Source organism: Janthinobacterium sp. MP5059B, from assembly GCF_001758645.1.
Classification (GTDB): domain Bacteria; phylum Pseudomonadota; class Gammaproteobacteria; order Burkholderiales; family Burkholderiaceae_D; genus Janthinobacterium; species Janthinobacterium lividum.
Map to the genome: position 1 here is coordinate 179,094 of NZ_LRHX01000009.1, position 25,783 is coordinate 204,876.

22 protein-coding genes are annotated in these 25,783 nt (G+C 62.0%); all 22 read right to left on the reverse strand.

The window, feature by feature from the left end; all coding sequences use genetic code 11:
- Positions 1-24 precede the first annotated feature (24 nt).
- Complete coding sequence (hisB, locus tag JAB1_RS12710; RefSeq protein WP_010402123.1) at positions 25-615, reverse strand: imidazoleglycerol-phosphate dehydratase HisB; 591 nt, start codon at positions 613-615, stop codon at positions 25-27.
- 19 nt (positions 616-634) lie between these two features.
- A complete protein-coding gene (gene hisC, locus JAB1_RS12715) occupies positions 635-1,729 on the reverse strand; it encodes a histidinol-phosphate transaminase (protein ID WP_070280157.1) in 1,095 nt (364 codons plus the stop codon).
- Positions 1,730-1,762: 33 nt separating this feature from the next.
- Positions 1,763-2,686: a site-specific DNA-methyltransferase gene (locus JAB1_RS12720; RefSeq protein ID WP_070280191.1), complete on the reverse strand. Its 924-nt coding sequence runs from the start codon at positions 2,684-2,686 to the stop codon at positions 1,763-1,765.
- 5 nt (positions 2,687-2,691) lie between these two features.
- A complete protein-coding gene (gene hisD, locus JAB1_RS12725; protein WP_070280158.1) occupies positions 2,692-4,017 on the reverse strand; it encodes a histidinol dehydrogenase in 1,326 nt (441 codons plus the stop codon).
- Between the two features lie 26 nt (positions 4,018-4,043).
- Entirely contained in the window at positions 4,044-4,712 is a 669-nt protein-coding gene (gene hisG, locus JAB1_RS12730; protein ID WP_034780945.1) for an ATP phosphoribosyltransferase, read from the reverse strand.
- Between the two features lie 12 nt (positions 4,713-4,724).
- Positions 4,725-5,975 (reverse strand): UDP-N-acetylglucosamine 1-carboxyvinyltransferase, encoded by a 1,251-nt coding sequence (murA, locus tag JAB1_RS12735; RefSeq protein WP_070257789.1) that lies wholly within the window; start codon positions 5,973-5,975, stop codon positions 4,725-4,727.
- A 4-nt stretch (positions 5,976-5,979) separates the two neighbouring features.
- A complete protein-coding gene (locus JAB1_RS12740; RefSeq protein WP_034753824.1) occupies positions 5,980-6,216 on the reverse strand; it encodes a BolA/IbaG family iron-sulfur metabolism protein in 237 nt (78 codons plus the stop codon).
- Positions 6,217-6,262: 46 nt separating this feature from the next.
- Positions 6,263-7,024 (reverse strand): ABC transporter permease, encoded by a 762-nt coding sequence (locus JAB1_RS12745; protein ID WP_034780947.1) that lies wholly within the window; start codon positions 7,022-7,024, stop codon positions 6,263-6,265.
- Positions 7,021-7,938 (reverse strand): ABC transporter ATP-binding protein, encoded by a 918-nt coding sequence (locus tag JAB1_RS12750; protein ID WP_034780948.1) that lies wholly within the window; start codon positions 7,936-7,938, stop codon positions 7,021-7,023. The genes JAB1_RS12745 and JAB1_RS12750 overlap by 4 nt, the downstream gene beginning before the upstream one ends.
- Before the next feature lie 211 nt (positions 7,939-8,149).
- Positions 8,150-8,497, reverse strand: coding sequence for an STAS domain-containing protein (locus JAB1_RS12755; RefSeq protein WP_070280159.1), 348 nt, complete (start codon positions 8,495-8,497; stop codon positions 8,150-8,152).
- A 52-nt stretch (positions 8,498-8,549) separates the two neighbouring features.
- Complete coding sequence (locus JAB1_RS12760) at positions 8,550-9,185, reverse strand: ABC transporter substrate-binding protein (protein WP_070280160.1); 636 nt, start codon at positions 9,183-9,185, stop codon at positions 8,550-8,552.
- A gap of 71 nt (positions 9,186-9,256) precedes the next feature.
- Positions 9,257-10,141 (reverse strand): VacJ family lipoprotein, encoded by an 885-nt coding sequence (locus JAB1_RS12765; RefSeq protein WP_070257788.1) that lies wholly within the window; start codon positions 10,139-10,141, stop codon positions 9,257-9,259.
- Positions 10,138-10,608, reverse strand: coding sequence for an outer membrane lipid asymmetry maintenance protein MlaD (mlaD, locus tag JAB1_RS12770; protein WP_034753810.1), 471 nt, complete (start codon positions 10,606-10,608; stop codon positions 10,138-10,140). Before mlaD ends, JAB1_RS12765 begins: the two co-directional genes overlap by 4 nt.
- Before the next feature lie 79 nt (positions 10,609-10,687).
- Entirely contained in the window at positions 10,688-11,470 is a 783-nt protein-coding gene (mlaE, locus tag JAB1_RS12775; protein ID WP_034780952.1) for a lipid asymmetry maintenance ABC transporter permease subunit MlaE, read from the reverse strand.
- The gene (locus JAB1_RS12780) at positions 11,467-12,276 is read right to left on the reverse strand and encodes an ABC transporter ATP-binding protein (protein WP_070280192.1); all 810 of its coding nucleotides are present in this window, start codon (positions 12,274-12,276) and stop codon (positions 11,467-11,469) included. The genes mlaE and JAB1_RS12780 overlap by 4 nt, the downstream gene beginning before the upstream one ends.
- A 260-nt stretch (positions 12,277-12,536) precedes the next feature.
- On the reverse strand, positions 12,537-14,000 hold the full coding sequence (locus JAB1_RS12785) for a glutamate synthase subunit beta (protein WP_070257787.1): 1,464 nt from the start codon (positions 13,998-14,000) through the stop codon (positions 12,537-12,539).
- Positions 14,001-14,079: 79 nt separating this feature from the next.
- Positions 14,080-18,780, reverse strand: a complete 4,701-nt coding sequence (locus JAB1_RS12790; protein WP_070280161.1) for a glutamate synthase-related protein — start codon at positions 18,778-18,780, stop codon at positions 14,080-14,082.
- A 194-nt stretch (positions 18,781-18,974) separates the two neighbouring features.
- Complete coding sequence (locus tag JAB1_RS12795) at positions 18,975-19,682, reverse strand: transposase (RefSeq protein ID WP_070280162.1); 708 nt, start codon at positions 19,680-19,682, stop codon at positions 18,975-18,977.
- Between the two features lie 299 nt (positions 19,683-19,981).
- Positions 19,982-20,662, reverse strand: a complete 681-nt coding sequence (locus JAB1_RS12800; protein WP_034780956.1) for a response regulator transcription factor — start codon at positions 20,660-20,662, stop codon at positions 19,982-19,984.
- Positions 20,663-20,799: 137 nt separating this feature from the next.
- Positions 20,800-21,927, reverse strand: coding sequence for a HAMP domain-containing sensor histidine kinase (locus JAB1_RS12805; protein WP_070280163.1), 1,128 nt, complete (start codon positions 21,925-21,927; stop codon positions 20,800-20,802).
- Between the two features lie 49 nt (positions 21,928-21,976).
- The gene (locus tag JAB1_RS12810; RefSeq protein WP_070280164.1) at positions 21,977-25,081 is read right to left on the reverse strand and encodes a DEAD/DEAH box helicase; all 3,105 of its coding nucleotides are present in this window, start codon (positions 25,079-25,081) and stop codon (positions 21,977-21,979) included.
- 208 nt (positions 25,082-25,289) lie between these two features.
- Positions 25,290-25,778 (reverse strand): YbjN domain-containing protein, encoded by a 489-nt coding sequence (locus tag JAB1_RS12815; RefSeq protein ID WP_070280193.1) that lies wholly within the window; start codon positions 25,776-25,778, stop codon positions 25,290-25,292.
- Between the last annotated feature and the right edge of the window lie 5 nt (positions 25,779-25,783).

Sequence of the window (25,783 nt, forward strand, 5' to 3'; positions counted from 1 at the left end):
TCTACAATATAGCGAGAGCGGCGCTTACAGGCTGCCCTTGGTCGATGGAATGATGCCGGCCGCGCGCTCGTCGAGCTCGGCAGCCATGCGCAGCGCGCGGCCAAAGGCCTTGAACACGGTTTCGCATTGATGGTGGGCATTCGTGCCGCGCAGGTTGTCGATATGCAATGTCACGCCCGCATGGTTGACGAAGCCGCGGAAAAATTCCAGGGTCAGGTCGACGTCGAAGCCGGCGATCATGGCGCGCGTAAACGGGATGTGGTATTCGATGCCCGGGCGGCCCGAGAAATCGAGCACCACGCGCGACAGCGCCTCGTCCAGCGGCACATACGCGTGGCCGTAGCGGCGGATGCCCTTCTTGTCGCCGATGGCCTTGGCCACGGCCATGCCCAGGGTGATGCCCACGTCTTCCACCGTATGGTGGTTATCGATATGCACGTCGCCCGTCGCTTCGATATCCAGGTCGATCAAGCCGTGGCGGGCGATCTGGTCCAGCATATGGTCGAGGAAGGGCACGCCCGTATTGAGCTTTTGCTGGCCCGTGCCGTCCAGGTTGAGGGCGACGCGAACTTGCGTCTCATTGGTGTTGCGCGTGATTTCTGCGGTGCGGTTCATGGGAGGCTCTGGCGATAGGCTAAACGAGGGATGCCTTGAAGGCATCGTAAAAAAGGGAATTTTCTTCCGGGGTGCTGACGCTGATGCGCAGGCAATTGGCCAGCGCAACATGCATTTTACTCATATTTTTAATTAAAACCCTGCGGGCAAGCAGTTTTGCGCAAACATCGTCGGAATCAGCCACACGAATCAGAAGAAAATTTGCCTTCGAGGGAAACACGGTCACGCCGGGCAGTTCCGCCAGGCGCAGCGCCAGGTCGTCGCGCGCGCTGTTGAGCAGGGCCGCCTGGGCATTGAGCACGTCGAGATGATCGAGCGCGAATTCGGCCGCCGCCTGCGTCAGCACATTCACGTTATACGGCGGGCGCACCTTTTCAAATTGCGCCAGCAGGGCCGGCGCGGCCGACATGTAGCCGAGGCGGATGCCGGCCAGACCCAGTTTCGACACGGTGCGCATCACCACCAGGTTTTCGAACTCGGGCAAACGGCCCATGAAGCTGCGCTGCGCGAACGGCTCATACGCTTCGTCGACGACGGCGATGCCCGTGTCGCCCAGGGCCGCCAGGATGCGTTCGATATCGGCAGCGGCAAACAGGTTGCCCGTCGGGTTGTTCGGATAGGCGAGGAAGACCAGCGCCGGGCGGTGCTCTTCGATCGCCGCCAGCATGGCCGGCATGTCCAGGCTGAAGTCGGCCTGCAAGGGCACGCCGACGAAATCCATGCCGGCAAACTGCGCCGAGCGCGCATACATGACGAAGGCGGGCACGGGCGCCAGCAGCACGGCGCGCTTGCCCGGCTCCTGGCGGGCGCATGCCATGGCCAGGATGGAAATGAGTTCATCGGAGCCGTTGCCCAGCATGACGTCAAAGCCGGCGGGCACGCCCAGCTTGGCGCAGATGGCCGCCTGCAGGCTGGCGTACGACGGTGGATAGCGGTTCAGCGCCACGCCGGCCAGGCGCGCGCCCAGCTCCTCGCGCAGATGCTGCGGCAGCGGATACGGGTTTTCCATCGCATCGAGTTTGATGTAACCGCTGGCATCGGCTACCTGGTAGCTTTTGACGGCCCGCACATCGGAGCGCACGGTGTTGCTGATTAACTGATCGAGGAAAGACATGCTGCAAACACTCCTGATGGAATTAAATGGAGACTAAATGACGACGTCTTCCGGCACGGCGGCGCTGCGCGCCTTGCGGGCCGGCGCTTTTTTCACGGCGGGCGGTTTCTTCACGGCCGCCGGTTTTTTGGCCGCTGCCGGTTTCTTCGCTGCCGCCTTGGCGGGCTTGGTCGCGGCCGGCGCGGCCAGTTCCTGCGCCAATGCCGCCAGCCGCTGTTCGATGATGGCGCAGTAGTCGGGGTTCAGTTCAAAGCCGACGAAATCGCGCCCGCAGCGCTTCGCCGCCAGGGCCGTGGTGCCGCTGCCCATGAACAGGTCGAGCACCACGCCGCCGGGCGGGCACGACGCCTTGAGCATGCGCTCGATGATCTCGAGCGGCTTTTGCGTCGGGTGGTCGGCCCGTTCCGGGTGTTCCTTGTGCAGGCGCGACACGCTCCACAAGTCTTTCGGGTTGTAGCCCACTTCCAGCCATTTGGCGCCGATGAAGATCGAGCGCGAACGGGCTTTCTTGGTGGCCGCGTCGTAGGCGATACGCACCGCGTCAAGGTCGAAGTAGTAATCCTTGCGCTTGACGAAGAAGCCGATGGTGTCGTGCACCGATGAAAAGCTGCGCACGCTGCCGCCCATGGACGGCACGCGGCGGTCCCAGATGATTTCATTCATCATCGCCATGCGCTGTTTCAGCATGACGAAGATCTCCGGCGAATAGCGCCAGGTGAGGAAGATATACAGGCTGCCGTTGGCTTTCAGCTTGGGCAGCGCCGCATCGATCCATTCTTCCGTCCAGCGCAGGTAGTCGGCCACCGACTGCTGGTCCGAGGCATTGCCGTAATCCTTGCCCAGGTTATACGGCGGATCCGTCAGGATCAGGTCCACCGAGCCATCGGGAATGCGCGCCAGCCCTGCCAGCGCATCTTCGCAATAGACCCGGTTGACCCAGTCCGGCTGCTCCGCCATATTCGTCATGGCTGCGGCTTCAGACGCAGTTCGGCGCTGCGTGCGTGCGCTTGCAAGCCTTCGCCATACGCCAGCGTGGCGGCGACGCGGCCCAGGGTTTGCGCGCCAGCCTCGCTGACGTGAATGATGGACGAGCGCTTCTGGAAATCGTACACGCCCAGCGGCGAGGAAAAGCGCGCCGTGCGCGAAGTCGGCAGCACGTGATTGGGACCGCAGCAATAGTCGCCCAGCGATTCGGACGAGAAGCGGCCCAGGAACATGGCGCCCGCATGGCGAATCTGCTCGGCCCACTGCTGCGGGTTTTCCGCCGAGATTTCCAGGTGTTCCGCCGCGATGCTGTTGGCGATCTCGCACGCTTCTTCCATGCTGCGCACCTTGATCAGCGCCCCCCTGTCCTGCAGCGAGGTGCTGATGGTGGCCTGGCGCGGCATCGTCGGCAGCAGCTTGGCGATGCTCTCTTCCACTTTCGCGATGTAGTCGGCGTCAGGGCACAGCAGAATCGCCTGCGCCAGTTCGTCGTGCTCGGCCTGCGAAAACAGATCCATCGCGACCCAGTCCGGGTCCGTCGTGCCGTCGCACAGCACCAGGATTTCCGATGGCCCGGCGATCATGTCGATGCCGACGATGCCGAACACGCGGCGCTTGGCGGCGGCCACATAGGCGTTGCCGGGGCCGACGATTTTATCCACGGCGGCAATCGTCTGCGTGCCGTAGGCCAGCGCGCCAACGGCCTGCGCGCCGCCGATGGTGATCACGCGCGTCACGCCGGCAATCGCTGCGGCGGCCAGCACCATCTGGTTTTTCACGCCATCCGGCGTCGGCACGACCATGATGATTTCGCCCACGCCCGCCACGTGTGCGGGAATGGCGTTCATCAGCACGGACGAGGGGTAGGCAGCCTTGCCGCCCGGGACGTAGATGCCGACCCGGTCGAGCGGCGTGATCTTCTGGCCCAGCACCGTGCCATCGGGCTCGGTATAGGTAAAACCGCGCAATTCCTCGCGCTGGCGTTCGTGGAACGCGCGGATGCGCTGTGCGGCGATCTGCAGCGCCTCGCGCTGGGCCGACGGCAAGCCGTTCAGGGCCGCCTGCAATTCGGCTTGCGAAATATCAAAGGCCGCCATTTCCGCCGCGCCGCCATGCGGGATGCGGTCAAAACGGTTGGTGTATTCCAGTACGGCGGCATCGCCGCGCGTTTTCACATCGGCCAGGATTTTCGCGACCGACATTTCAATCGCTGCATCGGTGCCCGCCTCGAACGCCAGCAGCGTGTCGAGCGATTGTTGGAAACCATCCTGGCTTGAATCGAGCTTGCGTATCTGTATCGGCATAATCGGCTTTCTGCTACTGAATGTGTCTAGGCTTGCGAGGCGCGTTCAAACGCCTCGATAATCGGCTGCAAGCGCTCGCGCTTGAGCTTGAGCGCAGCCTGGTTGACCACCAGGCGCGACGAGATTTCCATGATGTGCTCGACCTCGACGAGGTTATTCGCGCGCAAGGTGCTGCCCGTGCTGACCAGGTCGACGATGGCATCGGACAGGCCGACCAAAGGCGCCAGCTCCATCGAGCCATACAGCTTGATCAGGTCGACGTGCACGCCCTTGGCGGCGAAGTGCTCGCGCGCCGTGTGCACGAACTTGGTGGCCACGCGCAGACGCGCGCCCTGGTGCACGGCCTTTTCGTAATCAAAACCGGCCTGCACCGCCACCGACATGCGGCAGGCGGCGATATTCAGGTCGATCGGCTGGTACAGGCCTTCGCCGCCATGTTCGAGCAGGACATCCTTGCCCGCCACGCCGAAATCGGCCGCGCCGTACTGCACGTAGGTCGGCACGTCGCTGGCGCGCACGATGATGACGCGCACGTTCGGATCGTTGGTGGCCAAAATCAGCTTGCGCGAGGTCTCCGGGTTTTCCAGCACCCGGATGCCGGCCGCTTCCAGCAGCGGCATGGTGTCCTCAAAAATGCGGCCTTTCGAGAGCGCCAGTATCAGCTGCGAATTGTCGCCCGTGTTCGATCCGTTCATGCTCGTTCCTTGTTATTTGATGCGTACGATGTTCGCGCCGACGGCGGAGAGCTTCACTTCCATGCGGTCGTAGCCGCGGTCGAGGTGATAGATGCGGTCGATCAGCGTTTCGCCGTCGGCGGCCAGGGCCGCGATCACCAGCGACGCCGAGGCGCGCAGGTCGGTCGCCATCACGGGCGCGCCGCGCAGCTGCTTGACGCCGGCGATGATGGCCGTGTTGCCCTCGATGGTGATATCGGCGCCCAGGCGGTTCATTTCCTGCACGTGCATGAAGCGGTTCTCGAAAATCGTCTCGGTGACGCGGCTCGCGCCGTTGGCGATCGTGTTCACGGCCATGAACTGCGCCTGCATGTCGGTCGGGAAGCCCGGGTATTCCGTCGTGCGGAAGCTGACGGGGTTCGGACGGGCCGACATCTCGGCGCGGATCCAGTCGGCGCCGAAGGTCATCGTCAGGCCCATGGCGCGCAGCTTGTCGAGCGCCGCGTCGAGGATATCGGTGCGTACATTGCGCAGGGTGATGTCGCCGCCGGTGGCCGCCACGGCGCACAGGAAGGTACCCGTTTCGATACGGTCGGCGATCACCGCGTGGGAAGCGCCGTGCAAGGCGTCCACGCCCTGGATCACCAGGCGGCTGGTGCCGATGCCGTCGATCTTCGCGCCCATGGCCACCAGCAGGTGCGCCAGGTCGGTCACTTCCGGTTCGCAGGCGGCGTTTTCCAGGATGGTCTCGCCTTCGGCCAGGGTCGCGGCCATCAGCAGGTTCTCGGTGCCGGTGACGGTGATCATGTCGGTGACGATGCGCGCGCCTTTCAGCTTGGCGCACTTGGCGTAGATGTAGCCCGCCTCGATGCGGATCTCGGCACCCAGCGCTTCCAGGCCCTTGATGTGCTGGTCGACGGGGCGCGAACCGATGGCGCAGCCGCCCGGCAGCGAGACCTTGGCTTCGCCGAAGCGCGCCAGCATGGGGCCCAGCACGAGGATCGAGGCGCGCATGGTTTTCACCAGTTCATATGGCGCTTCCAGGGTGTCGATGGCGCTGCCGTTGAGGACCACGCGGTCGCCGTCCTGCTGCACTTTCAGGCCAGTCTGGCCCAGCAGTTTCAACATGGTGGCGACGTCGTGCAAATGCGGCACGTTGGTCAGGTCCAAGTCGCCCGCGGTCAGCAGACCGGCGCACAGGATGGGCAGGGCGGCGTTTTTCGCGCCGGAGATGGCGATGTCGCCGTTCAGGCGGTTGCCGCCGTTGATGAGGAGCTTGTCCATGTGCTTATCCTTGGAATTCTTCAGGTGTCAGGGTTTTCATCGACAGCGCGTGGATTTCTTCGCGCATGCGGTCGCCCAGCGCCGCGTAGACGATCTGGTGGCGCTGGATCAAACGCTTGCCGGCAAACGCGGGCGAGACGATCACGGCCTGGAAGTGCTGGCCATCGCCCTCCACTTCGAGGTGCGTGCATTCGAGGCCGGCCGACAGATAGCCGTGGATCAGTTCTGGAGTGGTGGTCACGATAAGTCCTTGATATTGAATAATGTAGTGATGGGGTGTGCCGCAATTAGTGGCGTAATCGGTAACCGCTTTTCAGCAGGCGGATCGACGCCAGCGCCAGGATCACGAGGAAGCCGGCGACGATGGACAGGCTGAGCCACGGGCTGACGTCGGACACGCCGAAGAAGCCGTAGCGGAAGCCGTCGATCATGTAAAAGAAGGGGTTCAGGTGCGACACCGTCTGCCAGAACGGCGGCAGCGAGTGGATCGAATAGAACACGCCCGACAAAAAGGTGGCCGGCATGATCAGGAAGTTCTGGAAAGCGGCCAGCTGGTCGAATTTTTCGGCCCAGATGCCGGCGATCAGACCCATGGTGCCCAGCATGGCGGCGCCAAGAAACGCGAAGACGACGATCCACAGCGGCGCGACATACGACAGGTCGGCGAACCAGCAAGTGATGGCAAACACGCCAAAGCCCACGGCCAGGCCGCGCGCGACGGAAGCGAGTACATACGCCGAGAAGATTTCCCAGTGCGACAGGGGCGTCAGCAGCACGAACACCAGGTTGCCCGTGATCTTCGACTGGATCAGCGAGGACGAGGAATTGGCAAACGCGTTTTGCAGCACGCTCATCATCACCAGGCCGGGGATCAGGAAGGCCGTGTAGCTGACGCCGGGACTCGGCTCCACGCGGCCATCGAGCACATGGCCGAATACCAGCAGGTACAGCATCGACGTGAGCACGGGCGCGGCCACGGTTTGCGTCGCCACTTTCCAGAAGCGCAGCGTCTCTTTGTAGACGAGGGTGCGAAATCCTGTCGAAATCATACGGTACCTTTATCCATGATCTGCAAGAAGATATCTTCCAGGTCGGCTTGTTGCAATTGCATTTCATCGATCTCGGTGCCCGCTTCGCGCAGGCGGGCGAGGATTTTTTCGACTTCGCTGTATTCGTTGACGCGCAGGCTGAACTTGTTCGGCGCCTGCTGTTCTTCCGGGTGCAGCACCAGGTGCTGCAGGTCGGCCGGCAAGGCGCCGTGTTTCAGGTGCACCTGCAGCTGCGAGCCGGCGATGCGGCGGATCAGGGCCGACATGGTGTCGAGCGCCACCACCTTGCCCGTCTTCAGCATGGCCACGCGCTGGCACATGGCTTGCGCCTCTTCCAGGTAGTGGGTGGTCAGGACAACCGTGTGGCCGCCTTCGCGGTTCAGGCGCGAGATGAACTTCCACAGGGTCTGGCGCAGTTCCACGTCGACGCCGGCAGTCGGCTCATCGAGCACGATCACGGGCGGTTTGTGCACCAGCGCCTGGGCCACCAGCACGCGGCGCTTCATGCCGCCGGACAGGGCGCGCATATTCGTGTCGGCCTTGCCGGTGAGGTCGAGGTTTTCCATGACCTCGTCGATCCACTTGTCGTTGTTCGGCAGGCCGAAGTAACCGGACTGCAGGCGCAGGGTTTCGCGCACGGTGAAGAACGGGTCGAACACCAGTTCCTGCGGCACCACGCCCAGGTTGCGGCGCGCATTGCGGAAGTCCGTGACGACATCGTGGCCGTGGATCTTGACGGTGCCCGCGTCGGGGCGTATCAGGCCGGCGATGATGGAAATGAGGGTCGTCTTGCCGGCGCCATTCGGGCCGAGCAGGCCGAAAAATTCGCCTTCCTCGATGGCCAGCGACACGCCGCCCAGCGCCTTGAGCGATTTATAGCTCTTTTCTACATTCGTTATTTGAATTGCGGTCATGTGCTTGTTTCAAGTGTAATGCGTCTGGTGTGATGCGCCAGTTGCCGGAGACATCCAGGCCGGCAGGCCGGTGCAGGGCGCCGCCTTCAGGCGAGGACGGCGCAACAGTCAATTATAGTTGGAAAATTCGTGGAACACTTGGAGATCAATCCGGCGGCGCTGCTGGCCTGCCGGCTTGAAAGCTACTGCTGATGCGGGGAGTGGGACAGGATCAATGATGATGCAGGTCGGACGGGCTGCGTTCGGCGTGGCCGCCGGCGCTGGCGCAGTCGTCGGCGCTCAGGGTGCTCGAGACGAGCGAGCAGACGCCATACAGCTTGGTGAGGTTTTTCAGGTTGTTCGGCAGGTTTTTCAGCTCCAGCACGCCGCCGGCATCCTGCGCGGCGCGTTGCCACGTCAGCATGACGGAGACGGCTGCCGAATCGACGGCCTTGACGTTGCGCAAGTCAAACTTCGTCTGCCCCGAGCGGATGGCCTCCAGACCCTGCTCCAATGCCGAAGTGGCATTGTGCACGGTCAGGGAAGTCAGGGACTGCAAGGTGTCGAGAGAGTCTGGCATGGCGTCGGGCTGCGCTGGTCTGGAGCTGGGTCAGGAGCTATATGATAGCCGATTATTTGGCTTTGGCAGCGGGACGGCTGGCCAGGGCCTTGTTTTTCGCGGCCAGGGTCTTGATCAGGCCATCGACGCCGCCTTTGCTGATCTCGCTGGCAAAGCTGCTTTTGTACGTTTCCACCAGCCACGCGCCAAGCACGTTGATGTCATAGATCTTCCAGCCGGACGGGGTTTTCGCCACGCGGTAGTTCAGGGGCACCGGTTCGCCGCGCGCCACGTTCACCTGCGAGCGCACTTCCACTTCCGTATCGCTAGGATCGGCGCGCAGCGGCTTGAATTCCACAGTCTCGTTCTTGATCTGCGACAGGGCGCCCGAGTATGTGTAGATCAGCAGGGTGCGGAATTCCGCGGCCAGCTGCTTTTGCTGGTCGGGCGTGGCATCGCGCCAGTGGCGGCCGGCGGCCAGGGCCGTCATGCGCTGGAAATCCACGTACGGCAAGATCTTGCTTTCCACCAATTCCGTGACGCGCTTGATATCGCCAGCCTGGATGGCCTTGTCCGACTTGGCCGTGTCGATCACGTCCTGGCTGATGCGTTTGACCAATACGTCCGGCGCTTCCACGGCGGGGGCGGCCTGGGCGGCGGTGGCAAAGGCGATGGTGGCCATCGCCAGCAGTTGTTTCATCAATTTCATGGTTTACCTTTCATGGTGTTGCTATGCACCGGCTGGCGTTGATCGCAGCCGTGGTGTTCCTGTACCGGAGTTTACTCCTGCGACTTGGCCTCGGATGCAACGGTATTGCTACCAGATGTTACGAGGTCCGCAGGTGCCAGCTGGGCGGCAACCTTGGCGGGCGGCGCTTCTACCGGGGCTGCCTGGGGTTTCGCATCGTACTCCGGCTCGTAATCGCTGGTGTCGTTTTTTGGCACTTTGCGGTCGCGGCGGTCCGTATCGCCATCGAAAACCTTGCTTTCGCGCGCCTGCAGGAAGCCGTCGCGGATGAATTCATAACGGTCCAGCGCGGCCGCTTCCATCAGGTTGGTCGCGTCGAGCAGCGCGGCGCGCTTGTCGACCACGCGCGTCACCGTGCCGATATTGCGCACATTGACCGGATCCTTGTAGCGCCATGGGTCGCCCGCGATATCGAGCGGCAGGGCCGCCGTGTCGCGCACGGTCGATGGGCCCAGCAGCGGCAGCATCACGTACGGACCAGACTGGACGCCATACCAGCCCAGGGTCTGGCCAAAGTCTTCGCTGTGTTTCGGAATGCCCGCCTGCGAGGCGATATCGATCAGGCCAAGGATACCGAAAGTCGAGTTCATGCTGACGCGCACGACGTCTTGCAAGCCCGCTTCACCCTTGCCTTGCAATAAGTTGTTTACGGCGCTCCACACGTCGGACAAGTTGCCGAAGAAGTTGCCCACGCCCGTTTGCACGAACGATGGCGTGACTTTCTTGTAAGCCGTGGCGACCGGTTTCAGAGCCACCTGGTCAACGGTGTCGTTGAACTTGAACATGGCGCGGTTATACCCTTCCAGCGGGTCGCGCGGGTTGGTGCCGGTGGCGCAAGCGCTCACGCTGGCGGCGATGGCCATGGCCAGGCCGATACGTACCAGGCTGCCTTGGGATTGCTTGGTCGACTCGCTCATTTGCTGTCCTTTCCTTCCGCTGCCTTGCTGTAGATGAACTGATTGATCAGGTCTTCCAGCACTGTGGCCGATTGAGTACGGGCGATCTTGTCGCCCTCTGCCAGGTTCGCCAAATCGCCGCCTGCTTCCAAGCCGATATATTGCTCACCCAGCAAACCGGCCGTCAAAATCTTGGCCGAGCTGTCTTTCGGAAATTTGTAGCCATCTTCGATGTCGAGTTTCACCAGCGCCTGGTAGGTCTTGTCGTCAAAGACGATTTCCGAGACCCGGCCCACAACCACGCCGGCACCCTTGACGGGCGCCTGCGGCTTGAGGCCGCCAATATTGTCGAACTTGGCGCTAATGGTATACGTCTTGCTGAAAGACAGCGAGCTCATATTGCCGGCCTTGAGCGCCAGAAACATCAATGCCGCCACACCCAGCAAGACGAACAAGCCGACCCAGACATCCAAAGATTTACGTTGCATAAACAATCCTAAATAATTTTTACTTGCTGCCGCCTGCGCAACATCTTGCCCAGGCCCGCTGTTTGTAGCTGATCGGCAATTACTTGCTAAACATCAACGCCGTCATCATGAAATCGAGCCACCACACCATCAACGATGAAATGACCACCGTGCGCGTGGTGGCGCCGGACACGTCTTCCGGCGTCGGCTGTGCCTGGTAACCCTGGAACAGCGCGATGAAGGTCACGGCAATACCGAACACCAGGCTCTTGATAGTGCCATTGCCGACTTCCTTCCAGACATCCACGCCGCCTTGCATCTGCGACCAGAACGAGCCTTCATCGACGCCGATCAGCACCACGCCGACCAGATAGCTGCCGATGATGCCGACGGCCGTGAAGATGGCGCCCAGGATCGGCATGGCGATCACGCCGGCCCAGAAACGGGGCGCCAGCACGCGCTGGATCGGGTTTACGGCCATCATTTCCATGGCCGACAATTGCTCGCCCGCCTTCATCAGGCCGATTTCCGCCGTCAGCGACGTGCCGGCGCGGCCCGCGAACAGCAGCGCCGTGACGACCGGGCCCAGTTCGCGCGTCAGCGACAGCGCCACCAGCAAGCCCAGCGACTGTTCGGCGCCATACGTGGTCAGAGTGTAATACCCTTGCAAGCCCAGCACCATGCCGACAAACAGGCCGGAGACGGCGGTAATCACCAGAGAGCGGTTACCGATAAAAAACAGTTGCTCAATCACCAGACGCGGACGGCGCCACAGCCCGCCCGACGAGGCGATGATGATAAAAAACGAACGCACGGCAAAGCCGAGGTCTTGTACCGAATTGCGCAACCATGCACCGATCGCCGCCAGGAAACGCGCGATCATCGGCCGCCCCCCGTCTGCAGACCCAGGTCGTCGGCCAGCGACTTGCCCGGATAATGGAAAGGCACGGGACCATCGGCCTCGGCATTGACGAACTGCTTGACGTACGGATGCGTCGACACGGCCATCTCGGCCGGCGTGCCGTGCGCCACGATCTTGCCCGATGACAGAAAATAGACATAATCAGCGATGGCGAAACACTCCTTCACATCGTGCGATACCAGGATAGACGTGGAGCCCAGCGCATCGTTCAGATTGCGGATCAAATTCGCCGTCACGCCCATGGAAATCGGGTCCAGGCCGGCGAACGGCTCGTCATACATGATCAGTTCGGGGTCGAGCGCGATGGCGCGCGCCAGCGCGACGCGGCGGCCCATGCCGCCCGAGATCTCGGCCGGCTTCAATTGCGCCGCATTGCGCAGTCCCACGGCATGCAGCTTCATCAGCACCAGGGTGCGGATCAGCTCTTCATTCAAGTCCGTGTGTTCGCGCAGGGGAAACGCCACGTTCTCGAACGCCGTCAAGTCCGTAAACAGGGCGCCGTGCTGGAACAGCATGCCCATCTTGCGGCGCAACTGGTATAACTCGTCGGTCCCCAGCGTATGCACGATCTGCCCGTCGATATTCACGGAACCGGAACTGGGACGCAGCTGCCCGCCGATCAGGCGCAATACGGTCGTCTTGCCACTGCCGGAGCCACCCATGACGGCCACAACTTTTCCACGTGGGAAATCCATTTGAAGGCCCGATAAAATCGAACGTTCTCCATAGGCAAAGTGTAAATCACGGATCTCAACAAGATTTGGCACGACGAAGCTCACTATTTTAATGGCGTATTGTAGTGCAGAAACGCCAACCTCTGCTGAGACACCCCTTGGGACAGCCCCGTAAAGGGGAAGAATACAACACTAATGAATCGAAAGTCAGATATTGTAGTGGAAATTCGGCCGCCACATCGCGTCCCTGCCCGATGGCATGCATGGCTGTTGACTTGACAAGTAAAAAGAACAAAGGCCACGTCGCGATCCGCGCCGTGGCCCTGGCAAAAAACGAACAATTGCTCGTTTTTTTAGCGCGGCAGCAGGGATGCGCCCATCAGGAACTCATCGACGGCGCGCGCGCACTGGCGCCCTTCGCGGATGGCCCACACCACCAGCGACTGGCCACGGCGCATGTCGCCTGCCGCAAACACCTTGGCCACCGACGTCTGGTAGCAGCCGGCGCCATCCGTTGTCGCCTTGACATTGCCGCGCGCATCCGTATCGACGCCGAACGCTTCCAGCACCTGTTGCACAGGAGAAACAAATCCCATGGCCAGGAAGACCAGGTCCGCCTTCATCTCGAATTCCGAGTTCGGCACTTCGCTCATCTTGCCGTCTTTCCACTCGACGCGGCAGGCGATCAGCTTTTCTACCTTGCCGCCCTTGCCTTCGAAACGCTTGGTGGCCACGGCCCAGTCGCGCTCGCAGCCTTCCTCGTGCGAGGACGAGGTGCGCAGCTTGGTCGGCCAGTAAGGCCAGACCAGCGGCTTGTTTTCCTGTTCCGGCGGCTGCGGCATCAGTTCGAACTGGGCCACCGAGGCGGCGCCATGGCGGTTCGAGGTGCCGACGCAGTCGGAACCCGTGTCGCCGCCGCCGATCACCACCACGTGCTTGCCCGTCGCCTTGATCTGGTCCTTGAGCTTGTCGCCCGCGTTGACCTTGTTTTGCAGCGGCAAGAAATCCATGGCGAAATGCACGCCTTTCAGCTCGCGGCCCGGCACGGGCAAGTCGCGCGGCTGCTCGGCGCCGCCGGCCATGATGACGGCGTCGAATTCTTTTTCCAGGTCTTCCGGGAAAATGGTTTCCTTGGCCCAGTTGTTCACGTGGGCAGGGAAATCCTTGCCGACCAATACACTGGTGCGGAACACCACGCCTTCGGCTTCCATCTGTTTCACGCGCAGGTCGATGTGCGATTTTTCCATCTTGAAGTCGGGGATGCCGTAACGCAGCAAGCCACCGACCCGGTCGCTCTTTTCAAACACGGTGACGGCATGGCCGGCGCGCGCCAGCTGCTGCGCCGCCGCCAGGCCCGCGGGGCCGGAACCGACGATGGCCACTTTCTTGCCGGTGCTGAATCCCGCCGGCTGCGGCGTGACCCAGCCGTGTTCCCAGCCCATGTCGATGATTTTATGTTCGATCGACTTGATGCCAACCGGATCTTCATGGATGCCCAGGGTACAGGCCGATTCGCACGGCGCCGGGCAGATGCGGCCCGTAAATTCCGGGAAGTTATTCGTCGAATGCAAGATGTCGAGCGCTTCGCGGTAGGCGCCGCGGTACACCAGGTCATTCCAGTCAGGAATGATGTTATTCACGGGGCAACCCGTGGTACAGAAGGGAATGCCGCAATCCATGCAGCGCGCGCCTTGCACGGTCGCTTGCGCGTCCGACAGGTGCAGCACGAATTCCTTGTAGTTCTTCAGACGCGCGGCAGGCTCCAGATAGTGTTCGTCCTGGCGCTTGAATTCCATGAAGCCGGTAATTTTACCCACGATGTTTCCTTTGTATTTGCTGGCTGGGAGCGGCTTGGCCGCTCCCTGTCATTGCTCTATGCGATTGATCTTGGCTGGCTCAGGCGGCGACGGCTTGGACTTCCATGGCGGCATCGGCAGCCATTTCAATCAGCGCGCGCTTGTATTCGTTCGGGAAGACTTTCACGAACTTGCCGCGCGCCGCAGCCCAGTCGTCCAGCAGGACACGGGCGCGGGTGCTGCCCGTGTGCTTGAAGTGACGCTCGATCAGGCGCTTGAGGATGACCTCGTCGGCTTCCGGCACGCCGTCGCGGTGCTGCGTATGCCAGGCATCGCGATCGAGGTGCTGTTCCGCTGCGGACACGACCTTGTCCAGGCTGACCATGGCCGTGTTGCACTTGCTGGCAAAGTCGCCGGCCGGGTCATACACATAGGCGATGCCGCCCGACATGCCGGCCGCGAAGTTGCGCCCCGTGTTGCCCAGGACCACCACCGTGCCGCCCGTCATGTATTCGCAGCCATGGTCGCCCAGGCCCTCGACCACCGTGGTGGCGCCCGAGTTGCGCACGGCAAAGCGTTCGCCCGCCACGCCATTGAAGAAAGCTTCGCCGGCGATGGCGCCGTACAGCACCGTGTTGCCGATGATGATGTTATCCACGGCCCAGCCGCGGAATTCCGTATTCGGCCGCACGATGATGCGCCCGCCCGACAGGCCCTTGCCCACGTAATCGTTGCCCTCGCCCACCAGGTCGATGGTGATGCCGTGCGCCAGGAAGGCGCAGGCCGACTGGCCCGCCGTGCCTTGCAGCTGGATGTGGATGGTGTCGTCCGGCAAGCCGGCATGGCCGTATTTCTTCGCCACTTCACCGGACAGCATGGTGCCCACCGTGCGGTTCAGGTTGCGCACGGGCGAGATGAAGGAGACGCGCTCGCCCTTCTCCAGCGCCGCGCGCGCTTGCGCGATCAGCTTGTGGTCGAGCGCTTTTTCCAGCGCATGGTCCTGGAATTCCACGTGGCGACAGGCTTGGCCATCCGGCGTTTCCGGTTTGTGGAAGATGGCCGAGAAGTCCAGGCCCTGCGCCTTCCAGTGCGAAATCGCCTTCGACTTGTCCAGCAAGTCCACGCGGCCGATCAGTTCGTCATACGTGCGGATGCCCAGCTGCGCCATCAATTGACGGGCTTCTTCGGCCACGAAGAAGAAGTAATTGACGACATACTCGGGCTTGCCCGAGAACTTGGCGCGCAGCACGGGATCTTGCGTGGCAACGCCTACCGGGCAGGTATTCAAGTGGCATTTGCGCATCATGATGCAGCCTTCGACCACCAGCGGCGCCGTGGCGAAGCCGATCTCGTCGGCGCCCAGCAGGGCGGCGATGACCACGTCGCGGCCCGTCTTCATCTGGCCGTCGGCTTGCACGCGGATGCGGCTGCGCAAGCCGTTCAGTACCAGCGTTTGTTGCGTTTCGGCCAGACCCAACTCCCACGGCGTGCCCGCATGTTTCACGGACGACAATGGCGAAGCGCCCGTGCCGCCGTCGTGGCCGGCGACGACAACGTGGTCGGCTTTCGCCTTGGTCACGCCGGCAGCCACCGTGCCGATGCCCACTTCCGACACCAGCTTCACGGAGATCGAAGCGCGCGGATTGGCGTTCTTCAAGTCATGGATCAGCTGCGCCAGATCTTCAATCGAATAGATGTCGTGGTGCGGCGGCGGCGAAATCAGGCCCACGCCCGGCACGGAAAAGCGCAGGCTGGCGATGTATTCCGACACTTTATGGCCCGGCAACTGGCCGCCTTCGCCCGGTTTGGCGCCCTGCGCCATCTTTATCTGGATCTGGTCGGCCGAATTCAGGTAGGCGGCCGTGACGCCGAAACGTCCCGACGCCACCTGCTTGATGCGCGAACGCATGGAATCGCCTTCCTGCAGCGGAATGTCGACGACGATCTGCTCGGCGCCCACGACGGACGCCATGGTGTCGCCCTGGCGGATCGGGATGCCTTTCAATTCCTGCGTGTAGCGGTTCGGATCTTCGCCGCCTTCGCCCGTGTTCGACTTGCCGCCGATGCGGTTCATGGCCACGGCCAGCGTCGCGTGCGCTTCCGTGCTGATCGAACCGAGCGACATGGCGCCCGTGGCAAAGCGCTTGACGATTTCCTTGGCCGGTTCCACTTCATCGAGCGGGATGGCCTTGGTCGGGTCGAGCTTGAACTCGAACAGGCCGCGCAGGGTCAGGTGACGACGGCTCTGGTCGTTGATGATTTGCGCGTACTCTTTATAGCTGGAGAAATTGTTGCTGCGCGTCGAGTGCTGCAGCTTTGCAATCGCGTCCGGCGTCCACATGTGGTCTTCGCCGCGCACGCGGAATGCATACTCGCCACCCGCGTCGAGCTTGTCGGCCAGCACGGGATCGTTGCCGAAGGCCAGCGCGTGCAGGCGCAACGCTTCTTCCGCCACTTCAAACACGCCGATGCCTTCCACGTTCGAGGCCGTGCCCTTGAAGTATTTGTCGACCAGCGATTTATTCAAGCCGATGGCTTCGAAGATTTGCGCGCCGCAGTACGACATATACGTCGAAATGCCCATCTTCGACATGACCTTCATCAAGCCTTTGCCCACCGCCTTGGTGTAGTTGTAGATGGCTTTGTCGCCCGACAAGTCGCCTGGCAAGCCATGCGCCATCTCGACCAGGGTTTCCATGGCCAGATATGGGTGGACGGCTTCCGCGCCGTAGCCGGCCAGCAAAGCGAAGTGGTGCGTTTCGCGGGCCGAGCCCGTTTCCACGACGAGGCCGGTGGAGGCGCGCAAGCCCTTGCTCACCAGGTGCTGATGCACGGTGGAGGTGGCCAGCAGTGCGGGGATCGCCACCTGGTCGGCGCAAATGGCGCGGTCCGAGACGATCAGGATGTTGTGGCCCGACTTGACGGCGTCGACGGCTTCCGCGCACAGCGAGGCCAGGCACGCTTCCACGCCTTCCTTGCCCCAGGCCAGCGGGTAGCAGATGTCCAGCTCGTACGACTTGAACTTGCCGCCCGTGTGGGCGCTGATGTTGCGCAAACGGGCCATGTCGTCAAAGCCCAGCACGGGCTGCGCCACTTCCAGGCGCATCGGCGGGTTGACGTTGTTCGTATCGAGCAAGTTCGGTTTCGGGCCGATGAAGGACACGAGCGACATCACCATCGCTTCGCGGATCGGGTCGATCGGCGGATTCGTCACTTGCGCGAACAGTTGCTTGAAGTAGTTATACAGCGGTTTGAGCTTGTTCGACATGACGGCCAGCGGCGAGTCATTACCCATCGAGCCCGTCGCCTCTTCGCCGGCCACGGCCATGGGCGCCATGAGGAACTTCAAGTCTTCCTGCGTATAGCCGAACGCCTGCTGGCGGTCGAGCAACGATGGCTGCTCTTTTTCGCCCTGGGCGCGGTCCAGCTTGGCTTGTCCTTCGGCCAGCTTGATCTCGTCGAGCTTGATGCGCACCGAGTTGATCCACGCTTTATATGGCTTGGCGTTGGCGTAAGTGTTTTTCAGTTCCTGGTCGTCGATGATGCGGCCCGCTTCCAGGTCGATCAGGAACATCTTGCCAGGCTGCAAGCGCCATTTCTGGATGATCTTCGACTCGGGAATCGGCAGCACGCCCGATTCCGACGCCATCACCACCAGGTCGTCGTCCGTGACGATGTAGCGGGCCGGACGCAAGCCGTTGCGGTCCAGGGTACCGCCGATGTGGCGGCCGTCCGTGAACGCCATGGCGGCGGGGCCGTCCCACGGCTCCATCATGGCCGCGTGGTATTCATAGAAGGCGCGGCGGTTGTCGTCCATCGTCGTGTGGTTTTCCCACGCTTCCGGAATCATCATCATCATCGCCTGAGCGATCGGGTAGCCGGCCATCAGCAGCAGTTCGAGCGCATTGTCGAAGCACGCCGTGTCGGACTGGCCTTCATAGATCAGGGGGAACAGTTTTTGCAGATCGTCGCCCAGCACGGCCGACTTCATCACGCCTTCGCGCGCGCGCATCCAGTTGAAGTTGCCCTTGACGGTGTTGATCTCGCCGTTATGCGCGATCAGACGGTACGGGTGGGCCAGCGGCCATTCGGGGAAAGTATTCGTCGAGAAACGCTGGTGCACGAGGGCCAGGGCCGAGATGCAGCGCGCATCCTGCAAGTCCTTGTAATACACGCCCACCTGGTCAGCCAGCAGCAAGCCCTTATACACAATGGTGCGCGCCGACATCGACGGCACGAAGAATTCCTTGCCGTGCAGCAGTTTCAATGCCTGGATGGCGTGGCCCGACGATTTGCGGATCACATACAGTTTGCGCTCGAGCGCGTCGGTGACCATGATGTCCGGGCCGCGGCCGATGAAAATCTGGCGGATGACCGGTTCCTTGGCGCGCACGGTGGGCGACATCGGCATGTCCGTATCGATGGGCACGTTGCGCCAGCCCAGCACGACTTGCCCCTCGATGCGCACGGCCCGTTCGATTTCCTGTTCACACGCGATGCGCGACGCATGTTCCTTCGGCAAGAAGACCATGCCCACGCCGTATTCGCCAGGCGGCGGCAATTCCACGCCCTGCTTGGCCATTTCTTCGCGGCAGTACTGGTCAGGAATCTGGATCAGGATGCCGGCGCCATCGCCCATCAGCGCATCGGCGCCCACGGCGCCCCGGTGATCGAGGTTTTTCAGAATCAGCAAACCCTGTTCGACGATCGAATGGGTCTTGTTGCCCTTGATATGGGCGACGAAACCGACGCCGCAGGCATCGTGTTCATTGGCTGGGTCGTACAGGCCTTGCGCTTTCATGGGCTTCTCCGCTGCATATGACTATCGAAAAACTAGAGTAGTGCAACGCAACAAAAAACTCAACCAGAAAAATTAGGGTCGGAGTCGAATTAAATTCGATTCCGTCGCTCTAAAAATTTAATAGGGACATAGTCAAGGCAATTTCAATAAAACGTGAGAAAGCAACCATTTTTTGTTTTAAATGCGAATGCTTTTCAATTGGCGTCCAATTCGGCCACGATTTTGCGGGGACGGCCCCGCTTGGCCGGCAGCACTTGCCGCTGCATTTTGTGCTCCAGCGCCTGCTTGAAAGCGTCGGCACCCAGCGGCCAGCCCTTCAATACAGCCTCTTCCACCACCTTGACCTGGCTGCGGCCCAGGCCTTGCTCGAACAGGCGCAGATAGGCCGCCTCGCGGTCGAACGGCGTGTTGCCGAGCGCCCAGTACAGCGCATGGTCGGTGATGACGGGATCGGGACGCACGCCCGCATGGTGGGCATAGCTGGACCAGCTATAGTCCAGCGCCTGGCCCGCCAAACCCGTTTGCACGGGTACGCATTCGAGGTAGCGGCAGCAAGTGAGGAAGAAATTGTCGGGATCGATGACGGAAGTTTTGTAGCGTCCCTGCCACAGTGCCCCCTCGCGGCCGTATTTCTGGTTGAAATACGGGACGTAATAGCGTCCCAGCCACTGCATCAGCTGCCCCAGACCCGTCGCATCGCTGGGCGTGGCCAGAAAATGTAGCTGATCAGGCAATAAAACGTAGGCATGGATGGCCACCTTGAACATTTTTGCCCCGGTTTTCAGCCAGGAAAGGAATTGCGCGTAGTCGGCCGCATCCTGGAACACGCTCTCGCGGTTGCTGCCGCGCTGGATCACGTAATGGGGTAGTGCTGGAATGATGAGGCGGGGCAAGCGGGCCATGGCAGAATCGGTAAAAAGAAGGCTAAGACCTTGATTTTACACACTTGTGCGCGCAAGGCGCGACTCTGACCCTGTTTTATTTGAAATGCTGGAAAAGGCGATTGACTCTGTCCCTTAATTTCGCGACAGGGCGTTCATGCGCCTTCGCAAACAGCCTGTGGGTAATTCCAGCGGCCGCCCTTGTCGAGGCAGCTGTCGATTTTCCATTCCTGACGCAGCAACAGAACCGCACAGGACAAGCCAACGATCAACAGCAGCCCAAGCAGAACACGCCATTTCATCCGAACCGCCTCTGCTGGTCAGGACAAATTGAAACTGGCCGACAAGCTGTAGCCTTCGCCATACGCGCTGCGCAGCGGCAAGTCCTGGCCCAGGCCCGTCTTGGCTTTCTTGCGCAGGCGATACACGAGCATGTCGACGCGGCGGCCCGCATCGGGATCTTCGCCGCCCATGCCGGCCACGATGACGTCGCGCGGCACCGGGCGGGTGTTGATGGTCAACAAGTGCAGGAAGTTGAATTCTTTTTCCGTCAGGGCGATGACTGAACCCATCAGCTCAAGTTGGCGCGCGCTTACCTTCAAGGTCCACTTGCCCGGCTCGGGCACGGGATCTTGCGGGCCGACGCGGCGGTCGAGCGCTTCGATGTGGGCGGCCAGTTCGGGGAATTTGATCGGCTTGGTCAGATAGTGGTCGGCGCCCAGGCGCAAGCCCAGGATGCGGCTGTCGAAAGCGACACGCCCCGTCAACACCAGCACACCAATTTGCGGATACAGCTGGCGCATGCGGGGAATGACGTTGAAGCCATCCTCATCGGGCAAGCCCAGGTCCAGTACGACCACGCCAACATTACCATGGCTCAACGCCGTCCACATCCCGCCAGCGGAGCTGGTGATATGAACTTCGTGTTCGAGCTCAACGAGAAACTCCGCCATGTCTTCGGCGTAGTCCAGATTGTCTTCGACGATCAGTATTTTCGTCATTGCAACGCCATTCTTCCGTTAGTGAGCTACCGTGGGCAAACCATGCCATTCACTTCTACACCATGATGGACGGCACAATAGGTTTACGTCAAGGAATTATCACGGTTGCCTTCAGCGGAAGCAAGGCTTTTCCTTGTCTAGACAGGAAGCGGCAGCCAAATGCGGAAAAGTGCCCCGCCTTCGGGCAGATTATGCCCCTGCAAACTCCCGCCATGCACGTCCACCACGGCGCGCGCCATGTACAGGCCCAGCCCCGCACCCGGATGCGTGGCATAGGTTCCACGGCTTCCTTTTTCGAACAACTGCGCCAGTTCGTCTTCCCGCAAGCCGGGCCCCGCATCGCGCACGCACAGGGCCACGCCGCCCTCGGGCACCAGCTTGGCCGACACGGTGATGGCGCTGCCAGGCGGGCTGAACTTGACGGCGTTGTCGAGCAGGATTTTCAGGCACAGCGCCATACCGGGCACGTCGCAGCGCAGCCTGGCTGGCAAGTCCTCGTCCAGTTCCAGCTGCACGCGGTGGCTGGCCGTCACGGTGGCGGCCGCCTGCTGCAGCAGGGCAAGCGGCGCGATGCCGTCGGCAGTCCGCTCGCGGCCGATGGCCGCCATGCGTTCAGGTGACAAATAATCGTCAATCATGGACAACAAACGGTCGACGGCCGTCTGGATTTTCACGTAGCGCTTGCGCGTGGCCTCGTCCGCCTCGGTGGACGTCGAGACGAGGCGCTGGATGGCGCCGTCAATCGTGGCCAGCGGGGTGCGAAATTCATGCGACAGCATCGAGGCAAAGCGCTTCTGCTCCTTTTCCCGCTCGGCTTCCTGCGCCTGGACGGCGCTGACGTCGCGCACCGTGCCCGCCAAGGTCACGCCCCGCCCCGCCGCCGCAGGCACGATGGTGGAATGGATTTCCAGGGCCAGCTGGTGGCCGTCGGCGTGCGGCAATTCCACTTCGCGCAACACGGTCAAACGGCTGGTATCGCCATCGCGCCAGCGCTGCAGCCGGGCCGGCACGTCCGCCGCCAGCTGCGCCGCGTGCGCGCGCAAGGCAGGCAAGTCGTGGCCCGTCAGGCGTTGCGCGGCCGGGCTGATGTAGAGCAATTCCAGGGTCGTGGCGTCGAGCAGGAAGGCCGCGTCGCGCCCGTGCTCGGCCAACAGGCGGAACTGCGCTTCGCCTGCCCGCGCGCGCAGCAGGGCGCGACGCAACTGGACGAAGCGCAGCGCCATGAGGATGACGCCGGCAAGCAGCAGAAGGAGAAAGGGCAGCATGCGTTATACCTGGCAAGAAAGAATCGCCAAGTATAAGCGTGCGGCAGCGTTAATCTTCCAGCGGGGCGAAAATCTGTTGCAAGTCTTCCTGCGTGAGGGCCATCTTCTGCGATTCGCCTTCGGCCAGGATCGACTGCGCCAGCTCCGATTTCTTTTGCTGCAGCAGCTGGATTTTTTCTTCCAGCGTACCCTTCGCGATCAGCTTGTAGACGAACACGGGCTTGTCCTGGCCGATGCGCCAGGCGCGGTCCGTGGCCTGGTTTTCCGCCGCCGGGTTCCACCACGGATCGTAGTGGATGACCGTGTCGGCCGCCGTCAGGTTCAAGCCGACGCCGCCCGCTTTCAGGCTGATCAGGAAGATCGGCACGGCGCCCTGCTGGAAAGCCGCCACTTGCGCGCCCCGGTCTTTCGTTTCGCCTGTCAGCAAGGCGTAGGGAATGTCGCGCGATTCCAATTCTTCCTCGATCAATTCCAGCATGCTGGTAAATTGCGAGAAGACGAGAATCTTGCGCCCTTCGTCGAGCAAGTCTTCCACCATCTGCATCAGGTCGAGCAGTTTGGCCGAGCCGGCCGACTGCTTCTTCGCCGGCAAGGATTTCACCAGGCGGGGATCGCAGCACACTTGCCGCAGTTTCAGCAGCGCTTCGAGGATGACGATCTGGCTGCGCGCCACGCCCTTCTTGTCGATTTCTTCGCGCACTTTTTGATCCATCGCCAGACGCACGGTTTCATACAGGTCGCGCTGCGGGCCCGTCAATTCCACCTTGCGCACCATTTCCGTCTTCGGCGGGAGCTCTTTGGCCACATTGTCCTTCGTGCGGCGCAGCAGGAAAGGCTTGATGCGGCGGTTCAGGAGCATGCGGCGCAGCGGGTCGTCCTGGCGCTCGATCGGATGGCGGAATTGCGTATTGAAGGTCTTCTCGTCGCCCAGCAAGCCCGGCAGCAGGAAGTGGAATTGCGACCACAGCTCGCCCAGGTGATTTTCCAGCGGCGTGCCGGACAGGCACAGGCGGTGGCGCGCGCGCAACAGGCCCGCGCTTTGCGCCGCCTTGCTGCGCGTATTCTTGATGTAGTGCGATTCGTCGAGGATGACCAGATGGAAATCGTGCTCACGCAGGGTTTCCTCGTCGCGCGGCAACAGGGCGTAGGTGGTCAGCACCAGGTCGCATTGGTCGATCTGGTCGAATTGCTGGGCGCGGTCCTTGCCTTGCAGCAGCAGCACTTTCAGGCTGGGCGCAAATTTTGCCGCCTCGTCCTGCCAGTTGCCCATCAGACTCGTCGGTGCAATCACCAGGGCCGGATGCGTCAAACGGCCCGCTTCCTTTTCCACCAGGATATGCGCCAGGGTCTGCACGGTCTTGCCGAGTCCCATGTCATCGGCCAGAATCCCCGCCAGGTCATGGTCGCGCAGGAATTGCATCCACGCCAAGCCATCGGCCTGGTAGTCGCGCAGGGTCGCCTGCAAGCCGGCTGGGGCCGCCACTTTTTGCACGGAACCGAACTGGCTCAGCTTGCGGCCCATGGCGCGCAGCTGCTCGCCGCCCGTCCATTGCATGTCCAGGCCGCGCGCCAGCTCTTCCAGACGCGCCGCATCCAGGGTCGACATGCGCACGGCATGCTTGATCTTGTCGCTGAAATACAGTTCGCCCAGCGTGTTCAGAATCGGGCGCACCCTGCCCCACGGCAGGGCCACGCGCGTACCGTCCTGCAAGGTCGCCAGCATCTGGTCATCGTCCGCATGCGCTTCGATGACTTTCGGGTTGAAATCGTTGGGCGCGTTGCGGATCAGCTGCACCAGCACGGGCAGCAGCGGCACGCGCTCGTGGTTGACGACGATGCCCAGTTCCAGCTCGAACCAGGCGTTGCCGCTGTCCGGATCCTGGTCATCGATCTCCGCATACCAGTCGCCCACGTCGCTCACGTCGTAGCGGTACTTGGCCGTCTTTTCCACGATCCAGCCCTGTTTGCGCAAGGCGTCGATGCCGGACTCGGCAAAACGCAGCCATTCCGCCTGGGAAGGCAGTTGCAAGGCACCCTTCAAGCCGCTCAAGGGGGCGGAGCCCGGCTTCTTGAATTGCAGCTCGGCCAACGTCGCCAGCGCGCGCGCTTCATCGACCGTATTTCTCTGGATAATTTCCGTCACGTCGCCCACTTGCCGCACCACGCGCTGCGACGGGTCGAACGCGACGCGCTCGCCATCGTAGTCGTAGGACAGCACGGCGAAGTCGCTCCAGCGCTGCGCGCTGCCATCGGCCAGCATGGCGCTGTCCAGCAGCAAGACCGGCTGCGCCGGCACGTCCTTGCGCAAGCGCTGCGGCAACGGCTGCGGCAGCGGCATCAAATGCTGCAAGCCCTGCGCCAGCAGCAATTGCGACACGCGCACCTTGTCGTTCGCGTTCAATGGCGGCGCCTGCGCCACCAGCGCCTGCAAGTCGGCCAGGGAAATGTCGGAGCCGCCCTGGTTCAATTCCAGCACGCCGCACGACAGGTTGTCGATGTACCACGGCGGATCGGTGGGCAGCATGTAGTCGATCTGGTCGGCGCCGTGGTGCTTCGCGCCTTCCGGCGGATCCACTTGCCAGCCCAGGCGCATGGTCTTGCCTTCGTCGCGCCAGAACAGGCGCGCGGGACGCACGGGACCTTCCTTCAACGGGTACACGAGACCATTGCCGACATCGGCCCAGGAATTGGCCCACAACAATTTATCCTGCTCGGCCAGCATTTTCAGCAGGGCCGCGCCGACCTTGCCCTTCGGCTCCGTGGCGCTGCCCGTCTGCGAATTCTGCCCGCTGCGCATGGCCACGAAGAAACGCACGAGGTCTTCGTCGGCTGGCGTCAGGAACGTGGGCGGCGCCGACAGCAGGGAAAAGATTTCGCTGATGGGAGAAGCCGCCGCCACGTCGCCATTCGGCCGCAGCCGCGCCTTGTACAGGCACAGGGCCACGTGGCGGCCACCGCTGGTGGGCGCCAGCACGTAGATCAGCCGGTGCTGGTTGAGTTTGGGATCAGGCTCGGCAATGGTCAGCACGGCCTTCGGATGGGCGGCAGCCTCCACCCGCTGCAGCCAGGTGGCGACGGCATACGGTAAAGGCGCTCCCGGCGCACTGGCCGGGGCAACTGGGGTTTCACTGGTTTCGTCGCGGGTAAAATCCATGGGGCGCATTTTTGTGTAAAGGTCGTATCCAAATCGGCAACAGGCAATATTATCCGCCATACAGCCGTTGCTGGCTTGATTCACACACGCTCTTTGAGCAGTTTTAATGCGCGATGCCTAAAAAATAAGTATTTAATACGACACTTGGGACCCGCTGGCAGCAAAAAAGGCCCGTCATGGGCCTTTTTTGCTGCCGTTGGCCCGCTTATCAGGCCGGCACAGTTTCTTCTTCTGCCACGTTGACGGCTTCGACGAGCGGTGCGGTGCTCGTATCGGCCGGCGTAAAGTTGCGCAAAAACAAGAAGAACTGGCCCATCATCTGCGTCCACAGTTGCAGATTGATATTCAGGTACTCGCGGCTGACGCCACCGGCGACCAGCACATCCATTTCCAGCACGACGAAATCGCCATGCTGGGCCACGCGGGCAAAACGCTTGCTGCGGTGCCATTCGGCCAGCAAGCCGGCCGGCAAGTCGCCGCCCTGCACGCGCAGCGGGCAGCTCAGGGTCAGGTCCGCATACTGGCCAGGCGATGCTTCATTGCCCCACAGCACCTGAAAGCCGATGCCATGGCTGGCGCTGTGCAGGCGCACGACACCGTCGTGTTCGATGCTGGTGACGGCGCAGCCGGCCGCCTTGATGGCCTCGGCCGTTTGTTCCGCATTCAGGGTGGTCAGCAAGCTATTCGTGTTTTCCATCGTCA

What these genes read in the sequence shown, in the direction of transcription:
- murA (WP_070257789.1), bottom strand. Translation starts at nt 5,975, where the DNA reads ATGGACAAGCTCCTCATCAACGGCGGCAACCGCCTGAACGGCGACATC.
- hisD (WP_070280158.1), bottom strand. Translation starts at nt 4,017, where the DNA reads ATGCCGATACAGATACGCAAGCTCGATTCAAGCCAGGATGGTTTCCAA.
- JAB1_RS12790 (WP_070280161.1), bottom strand. Translation starts at nt 18,780, where the DNA reads ATGAAAGCGCAAGGCCTGTACGACCCAGCCAATGAACACGATGCCTGC.
- mlaE (WP_034780952.1), bottom strand. Translation starts at nt 11,470, where the DNA reads ATGATCGCGCGTTTCCTGGCGGCGATCGGTGCATGGTTGCGCAATTCG.
- JAB1_RS12810 (WP_070280164.1), bottom strand. Translation starts at nt 25,081, where the DNA reads ATGGATTTTACCCGCGACGAAACCAGTGAAACCCCAGTTGCCCCGGCC.
- JAB1_RS12765 (WP_070257788.1), bottom strand. Translation starts at nt 10,141, where the DNA reads ATGAGCGAGTCGACCAAGCAATCCCAAGGCAGCCTGGTACGTATCGGC.
- JAB1_RS12720 (WP_070280191.1), bottom strand. Translation starts at nt 2,686, where the DNA reads ATGGCGGAGCAGCCGGACTGGGTCAACCGGGTCTATTGCGAAGATGCG.
- JAB1_RS12795 (WP_070280162.1), bottom strand. Translation starts at nt 19,682, where the DNA reads ATGGCCCGCTTGCCCCGCCTCATCATTCCAGCACTACCCCATTACGTG.
- hisG (WP_034780945.1), bottom strand. Translation starts at nt 4,712, where the DNA reads ATGAACGGATCGAACACGGGCGACAATTCGCAGCTGATACTGGCGCTC.
- mlaD (WP_034753810.1), bottom strand. Translation starts at nt 10,608, where the DNA reads ATGCAACGTAAATCTTTGGATGTCTGGGTCGGCTTGTTCGTCTTGCTG.
- JAB1_RS12815 (WP_070280193.1), bottom strand. Translation starts at nt 25,778, where the DNA reads ATGGAAAACACGAATAGCTTGCTGACCACCCTGAATGCGGAACAAACG.
- JAB1_RS12800 (WP_034780956.1), bottom strand. Translation starts at nt 20,662, where the DNA reads ATGACGAAAATACTGATCGTCGAAGACAATCTGGACTACGCCGAAGAC.
- JAB1_RS12805 (WP_070280163.1), bottom strand. Translation starts at nt 21,927, where the DNA reads ATGCTGCCCTTTCTCCTTCTGCTGCTTGCCGGCGTCATCCTCATGGCG.
- hisC (WP_070280157.1), bottom strand. Translation starts at nt 1,729, where the DNA reads ATGTCTTTCCTCGATCAGTTAATCAGCAACACCGTGCGCTCCGATGTG.
- JAB1_RS12745 (WP_034780947.1), bottom strand. Translation starts at nt 7,024, where the DNA reads ATGATTTCGACAGGATTTCGCACCCTCGTCTACAAAGAGACGCTGCGC.
- hisB (WP_010402123.1), bottom strand. Translation starts at nt 615, where the DNA reads ATGAACCGCACCGCAGAAATCACGCGCAACACCAATGAGACGCAAGTT.
- JAB1_RS12760 (WP_070280160.1), bottom strand. Translation starts at nt 9,185, where the DNA reads ATGAAATTGATGAAACAACTGCTGGCGATGGCCACCATCGCCTTTGCC.
- JAB1_RS12755 (WP_070280159.1), bottom strand. Translation starts at nt 8,497, where the DNA reads ATGCCAGACTCTCTCGACACCTTGCAGTCCCTGACTTCCCTGACCGTG.
- JAB1_RS12750 (WP_034780948.1), bottom strand. Translation starts at nt 7,938, where the DNA reads ATGACCGCAATTCAAATAACGAATGTAGAAAAGAGCTATAAATCGCTC.